Source organism: Kitasatospora sp. NPDC096077 (assembly GCF_040303245.1).
In the GTDB taxonomy this organism is placed as follows: domain Bacteria; phylum Actinomycetota; class Actinomycetes; order Streptomycetales; family Streptomycetaceae; genus Kitasatospora.
In genome coordinates this window covers 42,077-54,832 of record NZ_JBEOSV010000036.1, presented here as the reverse complement: position 1 = coordinate 54,832, position 12,756 = coordinate 42,077, and the positions used below count along the sequence as shown (strand labels likewise).

General features: G+C 71.7%; 14 protein-coding genes. 5 read left to right on the top strand and 9 right to left on the bottom strand.

What is annotated here, in order from left to right; translation table 11 throughout:
* Positions 1–36: 36 nt before the first annotated feature.
* From sigM to trxA, 4 genes are all read left to right on the top strand, one after another.
* A complete protein-coding gene (sigM, locus tag ABTZ03_RS27165; RefSeq protein WP_400928416.1) occupies positions 37–810 on the top strand; it encodes an RNA polymerase sigma factor SigM in 774 nt (257 codons plus the stop codon).
* Positions 807–1,817: an RsmA family anti-sigma factor gene (locus ABTZ03_RS27160; protein ID WP_350515695.1), complete on the top strand. Its 1,011-nt coding sequence runs from the start codon at positions 807–809 to the stop codon at positions 1,815–1,817. Before sigM ends, ABTZ03_RS27160 begins: the two co-directional genes overlap by 4 nt.
* A gap of 173 nt (positions 1,818–1,990) precedes the next feature.
* Positions 1,991–2,956, top strand: coding sequence for a thioredoxin-disulfide reductase (gene trxB, locus ABTZ03_RS27155; RefSeq protein WP_350515694.1), 966 nt, complete (start codon positions 1,991–1,993; stop codon positions 2,954–2,956).
* A 134-nt stretch (positions 2,957–3,090) separates the two neighbouring features.
* Entirely contained in the window at positions 3,091–3,417 is a 327-nt protein-coding gene (trxA, locus tag ABTZ03_RS27150; protein ID WP_350515693.1) for a thioredoxin, read from the top strand.
* A 93-nt stretch (positions 3,418–3,510) separates the two neighbouring features.
* On the opposite strand, the gene ABTZ03_RS27145 is transcribed toward trxA, so the two are convergent.
* The 9 genes from ABTZ03_RS27145 to rpmH form a co-directional block, all read right to left on the bottom strand.
* A complete protein-coding gene (locus tag ABTZ03_RS27145; RefSeq protein ID WP_350515692.1) occupies positions 3,511–4,128 on the bottom strand; it encodes a GNAT family N-acetyltransferase in 618 nt (205 codons plus the stop codon).
* Positions 4,129–4,279: 151 nt separating this feature from the next.
* Complete coding sequence (locus ABTZ03_RS27140; protein ID WP_350515691.1) at positions 4,280–5,347, bottom strand: ParB/RepB/Spo0J family partition protein; 1,068 nt, start codon at positions 5,345–5,347, stop codon at positions 4,280–4,282.
* Positions 5,344–6,294: a ParA family protein gene (locus tag ABTZ03_RS27135; protein WP_350515726.1), complete on the bottom strand. Its 951-nt coding sequence runs from the start codon at positions 6,292–6,294 to the stop codon at positions 5,344–5,346. Before ABTZ03_RS27135 ends, ABTZ03_RS27140 begins: the two co-directional genes overlap by 4 nt.
* A 269-nt stretch (positions 6,295–6,563) precedes the next feature.
* A complete protein-coding gene (rsmG, locus tag ABTZ03_RS27130) occupies positions 6,564–7,409 on the bottom strand; it encodes a 16S rRNA (guanine(527)-N(7))-methyltransferase RsmG (RefSeq protein ID WP_350515690.1) in 846 nt (281 codons plus the stop codon).
* Between the two features lie 159 nt (positions 7,410–7,568).
* Positions 7,569–8,099 carry a Jag family protein gene (locus ABTZ03_RS27125; RefSeq protein WP_350515689.1) on the bottom strand — a complete coding sequence of 177 codons (531 nt, stop codon included), beginning with the start codon at positions 8,097–8,099 and terminating at the stop codon, positions 7,569–7,571.
* A 65-nt stretch (positions 8,100–8,164) separates the two neighbouring features.
* Positions 8,165–9,274, bottom strand: a complete 1,110-nt coding sequence (gene yidC, locus ABTZ03_RS27120) for a membrane protein insertase YidC (RefSeq protein WP_350515688.1) — start codon at positions 9,272–9,274, stop codon at positions 8,165–8,167.
* 3 nt (positions 9,275–9,277) lie between these two features.
* On the bottom strand, positions 9,278–9,592 hold the full coding sequence (yidD, locus tag ABTZ03_RS27115; RefSeq protein WP_350515687.1) for a membrane protein insertion efficiency factor YidD: 315 nt from the start codon (positions 9,590–9,592) through the stop codon (positions 9,278–9,280).
* The gene (gene rnpA, locus ABTZ03_RS27110) at positions 9,589–10,017 is read right to left on the bottom strand and encodes a ribonuclease P protein component (protein WP_350515686.1); all 429 of its coding nucleotides are present in this window, start codon (positions 10,015–10,017) and stop codon (positions 9,589–9,591) included. The genes yidD and rnpA overlap by 4 nt, the downstream gene beginning before the upstream one ends.
* 18 nt (positions 10,018–10,035) lie before the next feature.
* Positions 10,036–10,173, bottom strand: a complete 138-nt coding sequence (gene rpmH, locus ABTZ03_RS27105) for a 50S ribosomal protein L34 (RefSeq protein ID WP_031067783.1) — start codon at positions 10,171–10,173, stop codon at positions 10,036–10,038.
* Positions 10,174–10,527: 354 nt separating this feature from the next.
* Between rpmH and dnaA the strand changes: the two genes are divergently transcribed.
* Positions 10,528–12,327 carry a chromosomal replication initiator protein DnaA gene (dnaA, locus tag ABTZ03_RS27100; RefSeq protein ID WP_350515685.1) on the top strand — a complete coding sequence of 600 codons (1,800 nt, stop codon included), beginning with the start codon at positions 10,528–10,530 and terminating at the stop codon, positions 12,325–12,327.
* Positions 12,328–12,756: the final 429 nt, after the last annotated feature.

Here is a 12,756-nt window from a genome sequence, read left to right as displayed (position 1 = left end):
TCGGCGGACGACGGACGACGGCGACAAGGGGTGACAGTGGCGGACGACGACGCGGCGTTGCTCGCCCGGCACGTCGCCGGCGATCCGGACGCCTTCGGCCTCCTGGTGAACCGCCACCGCGACCGGCTCTGGGCCGTCGCGCTGCGCACCCTGGGCGACCGCGAGGAGGCCGCCGACGCGCTCCAGGACGCCCTGGTCTCCGCCTTCCGCGCCGCAGCCGGCTTCCAGGGCCGCTCGGCGGTCACCACCTGGCTGCACCGGATCGTGGTCAACGCCTGCCTGGACCGCGCCCGGCGCAGCGCCACCCGGCGCACCACCCCGCTGGACGAGGACCCGCAGCGGCTGGACGGACTGGTCGGCACCGCCGAACCGGCCGACTCCCCGGTGGTCCGGGCCGAACTGAACCGGGAGCTCGCGGCCGCGCTCGCCGAACTGCCCGTCGAGCAGCGGGCCGCCCTGGTCCTGGTCGACATGCAGGGCTACCCGGTCGCCGAGGCCGCAGAGCTGCTGGGCGTACCGGTCGGCACGGTGAAGAGCCGCTGCGCGCGCGGCCGGGCCCGGCTGCTCCCGCTGGTCCGGCACCTGCGCGAGGCGGACGGCGAGGCGGGCGACGGACGGAACGTTTCACGTGAAACACCGCGGCGCGGGACGCCCGGACGCGGGGCCCCGGGCTCGCCGACCGGCGCGTCCGGCGGGGCGCCACCACCGCACCGCGACGCCCAGGGGAACCCGACGGGCCCCCGCACCGTCACAGGGACGGGCCCGAGCACCGGCCGCACGATGTTGGAAGGAGACGCGAGCACGCGATGACCGCCCACCTCTCCTCCCCCGACCCCGACCACAGCCACGATCCCCACCGCGGCCACCCTTCGGTCGATGAGCTGGCCGACCTCGCCGAGGGCCTGGTCGAGCCCGCCGAGGCCGCCCGGGCGCTGCACCGGCACCTGGACGGCTGCGCCGAGTGCCGCGAGACCGTCGACGCCCTGGCCGGGGTGCAGGCGCTGCTCGGCACCGTCGAGCCCGAGCCGATGCCCGCCGACGTCGCCGCCCGGCTGGACGCCGCCCTGGCCGGGGCCGCCCTCGCCGCCGAGGAGAGCCGCGCCGAGAGCCACACCGAGGACCGCACCGAAGACCGCACCGAGGAGGGCCGGGAGCGCCCGCGCCCGGCCCGGGCCACGCCCGTCCGGAGCGCCCCGGCCCCCTCCGGGCCGTCCGCGCCCGCTGCCCCGTCCGCGCCGCCGTCCCGCCCCGCCGCGGCCTCCGGACCCGGTCGGCCCCGGCCCCGCCGCCGACGGTTCGCCCTGCTGCTCGGCGCCGCCGCCGCGCTGGCCGCCGTCGGCCTCGGCGGGGCCCTGCTGCTGAACCGGTCCGACAGCTCCGGCTCCGCCGCGGTCTCGGCCGCCACCGGCGCCTCCGCCGCCGTCGGGGCCCCGAACGCCCGCACCCCGCAGTCGGCGGGCCCCGGCACCGTCTACCAGGAGGACCGGCTCGCCGCACAGGTCCAGCAGCTGCTGGCCCGCACCGAGCCCGGGCTGCGCGCCACCGGCCCGGCCAAGTCCGACGCCGCCCCGGTCGACGGCGCCCGCCCGGAGCTCTCCGGTCCGGGCTCCCCCACGGCCTCCCCCAGCGCCCCGTCGGCCGGCTGCCAGGCCCCCGCCCCGGGCACTCCGCTGGCCACCGACCGGGGCAGCTACCTGGGCTCCCCGGTCGAGGTCCTGGTCTACCCGACACCCGGCCGACCCGATTTCGTGGACGTCTACCTGCGCTCCCCCGACTGCGGCCCGGTCCTGCTGCACCGGACCGTCCCCGGCCACTGACCGGCCGTTCCCATGCGATCGACGACCAGGACGCCACGCCGCTTCCGGAGTCCGGGCGCCTGGTACTGATCCGCCTGGGAATGCGAGAGACTGGTCAGTCGTTGTCCCGGGCGGCGGAGCAGGACCGCCCTCCCCGCAGCAAACGCGGGTCGCGATGCGAACCAGGAGAAGCAGTGAGCGACGTCCGTAACGTGATCATCATCGGTTCCGGCCCGGCCGGGTACACGGCCGCGCTCTACACGGCCCGTGCCTCCCTCAAGCCGCTGGTCTTCGAGGGAGCCGTCACCGCCGGTGGTGCGCTGATGAACACCACCGAGGTGGAGAACTTCCCCGGCTTCCGGGACGGCATCATGGGCCCCGAGCTGATGGACAACATGCGGGCGCAGGCCGAGCGCTTCGGCGCCGAGCTGATTCCGGACGACATCGTCTCGGTCGACCTCAGCGGTGACATCAAGACCGTCACCGACTCCGAGGGCAATGTGCACCGGGCCCGGGCCGTGATCGTGACCACCGGCTCCCAGCACCGCAAGCTCGGTCTGCCGAACGAGGACAAGCTCTCCGGCCGCGGCGTCTCCTGGTGCGCGACCTGCGACGGCTTCTTCTTCCGCGACCAGGACATCGCGGTGGTCGGCGGCGGCGACACCGCCCTGGAGGAGGCGACCTTCCTCTCCCGCTTCGCCAAGAGCGTCACGATCATCCACCGCCGGGACAGCCTGCGCGCCTCCAAGGCGATGCAGGAGCGCGCCTTCGCCGACCCGAAGATCCGCTTCGAGTGGGACAGCGCGGTCGAGGCCATCCACGGCGACCCGAAGCTGACCGGCGTCACCCTGCGCGACACCACCACCGGCGAGACCCGCGAGCTGGCGGTCACCGGCCTGTTCATCGCGATCGGCCACGACCCGCGTACCGACCTCTTCAAGGGCCAGCTGGAGCTCGACGCCGAGGGTTACCTGAAGGTCGAGTCCCCCTCGACCCGGACCAACATCGAGGGCGTGTTCGGCGCCGGCGACGTCGTCGACCACACCTACCGCCAGGCGATCACCGCCTCCGGCACCGGCTGCTCCGCCGCGCTGGACGCCGAGCGCTACCTGGCCGCGCTGGACGACGCGGAGCACAAGACCGCCGCCGTGGCGGTCTGACCTCCCCGCCACCGACCGAACCCCGCGGGGGTGTTCCACGTGAAACGCCCCCGCCCCGGCCAGGCAGAAACAGAACGGGCCCGCCCGTTGTTCACCTGGCAGCAGCCCCCTCCGTCCGAACCCGAGGAGTTCCCGTGGCCGGCGCCACCACCACCGTTACCGACGCGACGTTCAAGTCCGACGTCCTGGAGAGCGACAAGCCCGTCCTGGTCGACTTCTGGGCCACCTGGTGCGGCCCGTGCCGCCAGGTCGCCCCGGTCCTGGAGGAGATCGCGGCCGAGCAGGGCGACAAGCTGACCATCGCCAAGCTCGACGTGGACGCCAACCAGGCGACCGCCGCCGAGTACAACGTCATCTCGATCCCGACCCTGATCCTGTACAAGGGCGGCCAGCCGGTGAAGCAGATCACCGGTGCCCGTCCGAAGGCCGCGCTGCTGCGCGAGCTGGACGGCCTGATCTAGGTCCCGTCCGGTCGGCGGCCGAACGGCGGCGGGGCTCCCCGACGGGGGAGCACCGCCGCCGTCGTGCATCCGGGGTCGGTGCCGCGGCCCCGCTCAGAACGGCCGCAGCGCGGGCTCCTTGCGCCCGCCGCCGAGCAGCCGCTCCAGCGCCCCCTCCACGTCCTCCCGCCAGGTCAGCGTGGTCCGCGCCTCCAGCCGCAGCCTCGGGTAGCGCGGATGCGGCCGGACGGTCTTGAAGCCGACCGCGAGCAGGTGGTCGGCCGGCAGCACGCAGCTGGTCGGCACCCGGCCCGCCGAGCCGAAGGCCTCGATCGCCCGCACCCCACGCCCCAGCAGGTCCTTGGCCACGGCCTGCACCAGCACCCGGCCCAGCCCCTGGCGCTGGTAGCCCGGCAGCACCCGGCTGACCATCAACTGCACGGCGTCCGGTGAGACCGGGCTGGTCGGGAAGGACTGCGAGCGGGGTACGTAGGCGGGCGGCGCGTACAGCACGAAACCGGCGGGCTGGTCGTCCACGTAGGCGATCCGTCCGCAGGACCCCCACTCCAGCAGCACCGCAGAGATCCACCCCTCCTTCTCCAGCTCCGGCTTCCCCGACTCCACCGCCTCCTTCCCGCTGACCGGGTCCAGCTCCCAGAACACGCAGGAGCGGCAGCCCGTCGGCAGGTCCACGAGGTTGTCCAACGTCAGCGGAGCGATCCGGCGTCCCATGGCCCTCCCTCCTCCTCCCTCTCACGGTCGAGCATTCCCCCACGAACGCCGATGGGTGCATGTTTCACGTGAAACGGCGCTCACGTGGCACATGCACCCATCGGGTCGTTGCCCTCGATCCGGTGGACCGGCGAGATCGGCCGGACAGGGCCTAGCCCTGCGACAGCCGCAGACCGTCCTCGCCCGGAGCCATGCTGTCCAGGATCCGGTTGAGGTCCTCCACCGAACCGAACTCCAGCACCACCTTGCCCTTGCCGAGCTTGCCGCCGCGCTGGGACACCTCGACCTTGACCCGGGTGTCGAAGCGGTCCGACAGCCGGCTCGCCAGGTCGTTGAAGGCCGGGGAGATGATCTTGCCCGCCTTCGGCGTCTGGCGCTTGGGCTTCTGCTCCAGCCGCATCACCTTGACGATCTCCTCGATGTTGCGCACCGTGAGACCCTCCGCGATGATCCGCGCGGCCAGCCGCTCCTGGTCCTCGGCGTCCGGCACGCCGAGCAGGGCCCGGGCGTGCCCCGCCATGATCGTTCCGGCCACCAGCCGGCGCTGGACAGACGGCGTGAGCTTCATCAGCCGCAGCGTGTTGGAGACGTGCTCGCGCGAGCGGCCGACCCGGTCGGCCAGCTCCTCGTGGGTGCAGGAGAAGTCGCGCAGCAGCTGGTCGTAGGCGGCGGCCTCCTCCAGCGGGTTCAGCTCGGCCCGGTGCAGGTTCTCCAGGAGGGCGTCCAGCAGCAGCTTGTCGTCCTCGGTGGCCCGGACGATCGCCGGGATCCGCTCCAGCCCGGCCTCCCGGGAGGCCCGCCAGCGGCGCTCACCCATGATCAGCTCGTAGCGCTCGGCCTCGACCTGACGCACCACGATCGGCTGGAGCAGGCCCACCTCCTTGATGGAGTTGACCAGCTGCTCCAGCTTGTCCGGGTCGAACACGTCGCGCGGCTGACGTGGGTTGGGGGTGATCGCGTCCACCGGCAGCTCGGCGAAGGAGGCACCGGGGACCGGCTGCAGCTGCTCGGCCCGCTTCAACCCCGCGATCCGGGCCGCCACCGTGCCGCGACCACCCGGCAGCACCGGCACCGAGGCCGGCGACGTCGTGCCGGTCGCCACCACCGAGGTCGGCGCGGACGGGGCCGCGGCGGGCTGCGCCGACCCGCCGTCAGCCGGCGCGGCGGGGCCGATCAGCGCCCCGATCCCTCGTCCCAGACCCCTGCTGCGACCACTCACTGATGACCCTCCGTCGTACCGTGCTGTGCCATCGGGGCGCCGTGCCCCGTACCGCTGCCGTCCCGCTGCTGACCCACCAGCGAGCCGCCGCCCTGGCCCACCGCGCGCAGCGCGAGCTCGCGGGCGGCCTCCAGGTACGAGAGCGCCCCGGTCGAACCCGGGTCGTAGGTCAGTACCGTCTGCCCGTAGCTGGGCGCCTCCGAGATGCGCACCGAACGCGGGATCGCCGTGCTCAGCACCTCGTTCTGGAAGTGTGTCCGGACCTCCTCGGCGACCTGCGCGGCCAGCCGGGTCCGGGCGTCGTACATGGTGAGCAGGATGGTCGAGACGTGCAGCGAGGAGTTGAGGTGGGCGCGCACCAGATCGACGTTGCGCAGCAGCTGGCCGAGGCCCTCCAACGCGTAGTACTCGCACTGGATCGGGATCAGCACCTCCTGCCCGGCCACCAGGGCGTTGACCGTCAGCAGGCCCAGCGAGGGCGGACAGTCGATCAGGATGTAGTCCAGCGGCTGCTCGTAGGCGGCGATGGCCCGCTGCAGCCGGCTCTCTCGGGCCACCAGCGACACCAGCTCGATCTCGGCGCCGGCCAGGTCGATGGTGGCGGGGACGCAGAAGAGCCCCTCCACGTCCACGACCGGCTGGACCACGTCGGCCAGGGGCTTGCCCTCGACCAGGACGTCGTAGATGGACGGCACCTCGGCGTGGTGGTCGATGCCGAGAGCGGTGGACGCGTTGCCCTGCGGGTCGAGGTCGACCACCAGGACGCGCAGCCCGTGCATGGCCAGCGAAGCGGCCATGTTCACGGTGGTGGTGGTCTTGCCCACCCCACCCTTCTGGTTGGCGACCACGATCACCCGGGTGGCCGCGGGCCGGGGCAGCCCCTCCCCCGCTCGGCCGATCGCCTGAACCGCAGCCTGGGCAGCCCGCGCGATGGGCGTGTCATCGATCTGGTCGATGGTCTCCGAGTCCTGCATGGGGCTCAGTGTTTCACGTGAAACCGGAGCGGCAACAGTCGCCGCCCGACCACGACCAAGGATTCCGGAGAGCAGGGAGCGACGTTTCACGTGAAACACCATGCCCGCTATGCCGGAAATCTGACGTTGCGACACTCCGGTTTCCCGCCGGAGGCCGATCGGTCACCTGAACGACGACGGGCGGACGGCTCCCCCGTCGAGAAGGGGAACCGTCCGCCCGTCAGGCGTCGTGCGGGCCGGGGTCAGCGGCTGCGGCGCCGCGTACCCCGGGCACCGGCCTGGCCCGGCTTGGCACCGGCGTTGCGCCCGGCCCGGGCCATCTTGGCCCGTCGGGTCGCGGCCTTCACCCCGCCGGGGCTCTCCCCCGCCTTGACCTGGACCACCCGGGTCGAGGTCTCCAGGGTGCCCTCACCGACCGAGATCACGGACCACTCGACGGCGCCCAGCTTGGCCAGCCCGGCGCGCGAGTCGGCCAGCTCCTGCTCCGCACTGTCGCCCTTGAGCGCCAGCATCTGCCCGTGCGGGCGCAGCAGCGGCATGCCCCAGCCGGCCAGTCGGTCCAGCGGCGCCACCGCCCGGGCGGTCACCACGTCCACCGCGAGCTTGCCGACCATCTCCTCGGCCCGGCCGCGCAGCACCGTGACGTTCTCCAAGGCCAGCTCCCGGACGACCTCCTCCAGGAAGGTGGTCCGGCGCAGCAGCGGCTCCAGCAGGGTCACCGAGACGTCCGGACGGGCCAGCGCCACCGGGATGCCGGGCAGGCCCGCGCCGGAGCCGACGTCGCAGAGGGTGGAGCCGGCCGGCAGCAGCTCGGCCAGCACCGCGCAGTTGAGGACGTGGCGGTCCCACAGCCGGGGCACCTCGCGGGGCCCGATCAGGCCGCGCCGGACCCCCGCGGTGGCCAGCAGCTCGGTGTAGCGGACGGCGGCGTCGAAGCGGTCGCCGAAGACCACCCGGGCGGCGGCCGGCGCCTCGGCCAGCACGTCCAGTTCGGGCGTCTCCGGTGCCTCGGGCGCCTCGGTCCGCTGCTCGGCGTCAGGGTTCACGTCCGCCCCCGGACGGCCGGTGGCCGCGCTCTCCGTGTCCATCTCGACCTCTCCGATCTCCGGATCCACCGACCCGCTCAACGCACTGTTTCACGTGAAACATCCCAGAAGGAACAACGACCCCGCCCGCACGAGGCGGACGGGGTCGCGTCAGGCAAGGCTCACCGGCCGCCGCGGCGACCGGTCGTCGGTCCGTCGGCCTCAGGCCGGCAGCACGACCACGCACCGCTGGGGCTCTTCGCCCTCCGACTCGCTGCGCAGACCGGCGGCCGCGACCGCGTCGTGGACGACCTTGCGCTCGAAGGGCGTCATCGGCCGCAGCTTGACCTGCTCGCCGCTGCTCTTGGCCTGCTCCGCGGCCTCGGCGCCCAGGACCGCCAGCTCCTCGCGCTTGCGGGCCCGGAAGCCGGCAATGTCCAGCATGAGACGGCTGCGCTCGCCGGTCTCCCGGTGGACAGCCAACCGGGTCAGTTCCTGCAGGGCCTCCAGCACCTCGCCGTCCTGGCCGACCAGGCGCTGCAGCGCGCGGTCGTTGCCGTCGCTGACGATGGAGACCAGGGCGCGGTCGCCCTCGACGTCCATGTCGATGTCACCGTCGAGGTCCGCGATGTCGAGCAGACCCTCCAGGTAGTCCGCCGCGATGTCACCCTCCTGCTCCAGGCGGGTGATGATGCTCTCGTCGGCGCTGCCGGCGGCCTCGGCCTCGATGGCGGAGGTGGTGCCTTCCGTCACTGATGGACTCCTTCGGGGATGGGCCCGGCTGGCGGGCGGGGAACGAAGCTCTTCGCAGAAGTCGGTCAGGACTTCTTCTTCGGCCGCTGGCCGCCGCGCTTGGGCTGCTGCCGGGTGCCCTGCTTGGTGCCGCCGGGCTTGGCCGCGGCCTCCTCGGCAGGCGCCTCGACCGCAGTGTCCTCGCCCGCCTCGACGGCCTGGGTGGTACCGCCCTGCTGCCGCTGGGCCTTGGTCTGGCGACGGGGCTGCTGGCGGTTGGCCCGGACCGCGTCCTCGACCACGGTGGCGGCGGAGGCCGCCTCGGCGATGGCCGTCTTGGACGGGGGCAGCATGCCCCAGAGCGGGCCCTTGATCTCCGTGCCGTCCGCGCGCAGTCGGCCGGCCTTCTTCAGCCGCGCCTGGCGCTCCGAGAAGGCCTTGCTGCCCGGGGTCGGGTTGTTGTGGATGACGACCAGCTGCTGGCCCATCGACCAGACGTTGGTGGTCAGCCAGTAGACCAGGACGCCGACCGGGAAGTTGATGCCCATCACGGCGAACATCACCGGGAAGACGTACATCAGCATCTTCTGCTGCTGCATGAACGGCGTCTTCACCGTGAGGTCGACGTTCTTGGTCATCAGCTGGCGCTGGGTGACGAACTGCGACAGCGACATCATGATGATCATCACCGCGGTGACGATCTTGACGCTGGTCTCGGGGCTGCTGACGAAGGTCGCGGAGAGCGGGGCGCCGAAGATGTGCGCCTTGCCGGCGCTCACCAGCAGGGGACCGTGGATCACACCGATGTCGTGGCCCTTGGCCACGTTGGACAGCACGCCGTAGAGGGCGGTGAAGAACGGCGCCTGGACGATGATGGGAAGGCAGCTGGAGAACGGGTTGGTACCCGCATCCTTGTACAGCTTCATCATCTCTTCGGACTGGCGCTGCTTGTCGTTCTTGTAGCGCTCCTGGATGGCCTTCATCTTCGGCTGGATCGCCTGCATGGCCCGGGTCGCCTTGATCTGCTTCACGAAGAGCGGGATCAGGCAGATCCGGATGACGACCACCATGGAGGCGATGGCGAGCCCCCAGGCCCAGCCGCCGTCCGGGTTGAAGACGTTGCTGTACAGCGAGTGGAACTGGACGATAATCCAGGACACCGCTGTGTAGAGGGGACTCAGAAAACCGAAGGTCACCGGTCAGACTCCTTGGACATCGGGCTTCGCCACCGGCTCCGGCTCGGCGGTCCCGCTCTTGGGGCTCAGCAGATCACGCAGCCGGCGATGCCACACCGGGTGCTTGCGCGGCGGAACGTGGTCCACCCCGCCGGGCGACCAGGGATTGCACCGCAGGATGCGCCAGACGGTCAGCCCGCCGCCCTTCACCGCCCCGTGCACCTTCACGGCTTCGAAGCCGTAGTGCGAGCAGGAGGGGTAGTAACGGCAGACCGGACCGAGCAGTGGGCTGATGGTCCACTGGTAGACCCTGATCAGACCCATCAGCAGGTACTTCATCGCCCTGCTCCCGTCGGCGCCGTCGTGGCGGGCTCCACCCGCAGCAACCGCTTGAGCGCCGCGTCCAGGTCCCGTTCGAGTTCCTGGTACGAGGCGGTCGCGGCCTGGGGCAGCGCACGCACCACTATCAGGCTACCGGCGGGCAGCCTGGACAGACGATCACGGATGAGATGGCGCAACCGGCGCTTGACCAGATTGCGAACGACCGCCGGGCCAACGGCCTTGCTCACGACGAAACCCGCACGCGCCGAAGGAGTCCCCTCGGCGACGTGCGGGCGGGAGTCGCTGGTCCGGTCGGTCTGCCCCTGCGGGTCACCGTCTCTGCTGAGATGGACGACCAGAAGGGGCCGGCCGGCCCGGCGACCGCGTTTCACCGCGGTCGCGAAGTCCTGGCGCCGCCGCAGCCGATTCTCGGAGGGCAGCACAACAGACTCTGGTGCGGATCAGGCGGACAGGGCGGCGCGACCCTTGCCACGGCGGGCAGCCAGGATGGCGCGGCCGGCGCGGGTACGCATACGCAGACGGAAACCGTGGGTCTTCGCGCGACGACGGTTGTTCGGCTGGAAGGTGCGCTTGCTCACTCGGGGGCTCCTGAGGTGAATCGTAGGATGACGGGGGGTCGCTTGGCCGTCACCGTGCGTCCGCGTGATCTCCCTATGTTTCGGAAATCCGGCCCATCGCCCCAGTTCGGCTGGGGTCTTGGGCAATCCACGGCGCCCGTGCTGCGCGCCTTATGGAAGCGGGTGGACCCGCGGACATGCGGCAGCGGCCATCGACAACTCGACCTGGTTACGGTACGCGGGACGGGGCACGAGGGTCAAACCGGTCGTTCGGGGGCCGCTTACCCACAGCCTGTGGACAACGACTTGATCCGTTCCTGTTCGCTGACTACCGTTGCAGGACTTGTCTGGTTTGTTCTTGGAAAGCGTGCACCAGTGGCTGATGGCAACAGCGACCTCGTCCCGGTCTGGGCTCGGGTCGTCGAGCGGCTGGTCAACGACCCCGATATCGGGGAGATGGACAAGCAGTGGGTGCAGCGCACCCAGCCGATGTGGATGATGCACGACACCGCCCTGCTGGCGACCCCGAACGAGCGGGCCAAGCAGGTGCTGGAGGGCCGGCTGCTGCCGCAGCTGACCGACGCGCTCAGCCGCGAGCTCAGCCGCCCGGTCCGGATCGCCGTGATGGTCGACGCCAACGCCGTGCCGACCACCCCCGCGCCCGCCCCCCAGGCCCCCGCCGAGCCCTACCCGGGCCCGGTCAAGGAGGACGCCGACTACGGCGGCCAGGACTACCAGCGGCAGTCGTACGAGCAGGACTACGAGCGCCCCCGCTACGACACCGGCGGCTACGAGCAGCGCCCCGCGCACTACGGCGGCCAGCCGGCCCAGCCCTGGCCCGGCTTCCAGGAGCCGCAGGCGCCGTACCACGAGCCCGAGGACCCCTCGCCCCGCCAGGCCCCGCGGCCGCTCCCCAGCCCGCCCTCGACCACCCAGGGCGACCTCTTCGGCGGCGCCTACGGTCCCGGTCCCGGCGAGCAGCCCCGCGCCGGCGCCGGCCGCCGCGGGCACGGCTCCCGGCCCACCGGCGGCCGCCCGGCCGAGAAGTCCGCCGCCGAGCCGCCGACCGAGCGCCCCGCCGTCCCCGGGGTGCCCGCCCCGCCCGGCGCTCCCCCGGCCGGCGGCTCCCGCAAGGACGAGCCGGCCGCCCGGCTGAACCCCAAGTACCTGTTCGACACCTTCGTCATCGGCGCCAGCAACCGCTTCGCGCACGCGGCGGCGGTGGCCGTCGCCGAGGCCCCGGCCAAGGCGTACAACCCGCTCTTCATCTACGGCGAGTCCGGGCTGGGCAAGACCCACCTGCTGCACGCCATCGGGCACTACTCGCGCAGCCTCTTCCCGGGCACCCGGGTGCGGTACGTGTCCTCGGAGGAGTTCACCAACGAGTTCATCAACTCGATCCGGGACGGCAAGGCGGACACCTTCCGCCGCCGCTACCGGGACATGGACATCCTGCTGGTGGACGACATCCAGTTCCTGGCGAGCAAGGAGTCCACCCAGGAGGAGTTCTTCCACACCTTCAACACCCTCCACAACGCGAACAAGCAGATCGTGCTGTCCTCGGACCGGCCGCCCAAACTGCTGACCACGCTGGAGGACCGGCTGCGCAACCGCTTCGAGTGGGGGCTGATCACCGACGTCACCCCGCCGGAGCTGGAGACCCGGATCGCGATCCTGCGCAAGAAGGCGATCCAGGAGCAACTCAACGCTCCCGCCGACGTGTTGGAGTTCATCGCGTCCCGGATCACCCGCAACATCCGGGAGTTGGAGGGCGCCCTGATCCGGGTCACCGCCTTCGCCAACCTCAACCGGGCGCCGGTGGACCTGGAGTTGGCCGGGATCGTCCTCAAGGACCTGATCCCCGGCGGCGACGAGGACGCCGGGCCGGAGATCACCGCGCAGGTCATCATGCAGCAGACCGCCGCGTACTTCGGCCTGGGCGTGGACGACCTCTGCGGATCCTCGCGCAGCCGGGTGCTGGTGACAGCCCGTCAGATCGCCATGTACCTGTGCCGGGAGCTCACCGACCTGTCGCTGCCGAAGATCGGCGCGCAGTTCGGCGGCCGCGACCACACCACGGTGATGCACGCGGACCGCAAGATCCGCTCGCTGATGGCCGAGCGGCGCTCGATCTACAACCAGGTCACCGAACTCACCAACCGCATCAAGAGCTAGCGCCGGTCCGGCAGGGCCGCGAAAAGGGCGTCAGGAGCGATCCTGACGCCCTTTTCGCGCATCCACAGGTGTGTCGCCGGTGGCGGCTGGGCAGGAATCCGACCGACGGACGTCCCACCGGTCCACAGCCGGCGCCGAACAACTGACCGGTGATTCGAAAACCGAGGGCGCGCAGGGCAGTTGTCCACAGGACGGGCCCCTTCCGCACAGTCCACAGGCCGGGGAGCCCGGAGTTATCCAGAATTCGTCCACAGGCTCGTCGCCGCTACGCTCTTCCGCGCAGGTCAGGTGCCTGTGGACTTGTGCACAACGGTTATCCACAGGGTGTGGACAATTGACGGGCCACCAGTGGGCCGTCCGGGTTATCCACCGGTTGTCCCCAGGGTCGGGGCGGTTATCCCCAGGTTGTCCACAGCCGGGTCCACAGTT